General features: G+C 72.0%; 1 pseudogene. It reads right to left on the bottom strand.

Annotated elements, in window-relative coordinates:
- Window positions 1-371 (bottom strand): annotated as a pseudogene (locus tag H926_RS33785) (DUF4350 domain-containing protein); the annotation flags it as partial.

The raw sequence follows: 371 nt of genomic DNA, 5'->3' as shown, positions 1-371 counted from the left end.
CCCCTGCCACTTGGGCGTGATGATCACGGTGGGGCCGATCGTGCGGCGCTTGTCGACAATGCGGGCGATCGCCTTGCCATCGGCATCGGGCAGCGGGGTCAGCACCAAGACACCCGGCTGCTCCATCCCGCTCTCGCTGCGGGTACGCGCCACGGTGTAGCCATCTTCCTGGGCCAGCGCTGCCAGCGCGGCATAGCCGTTGAGCCCGCGCCCGCTGGCATGGCCGCCGCCATTGTTGGCCGGCGACGCGGCGTGGCCGAGAAACCACAAGAGGCCCACGAACAGCGCTGCGCCGACCAGCAGGAGGGCAAGCACGGTGCCGCGTGCAAAGGGGGCGCTGGCGCCGCCCGCGCTCGATCCGCCGGCGTGCG

The sequence above is a fragment of the Novosphingobium sp. B-7 genome (assembly GCF_000410615.1).
Classification (GTDB): domain Bacteria; phylum Pseudomonadota; class Alphaproteobacteria; order Sphingomonadales; family Sphingomonadaceae; genus Novosphingobium; species Novosphingobium capsulatum.
Note: the sequence above shows the minus strand (reverse complement) of the source record. Positions and strands in the feature narration are given on the sequence as shown.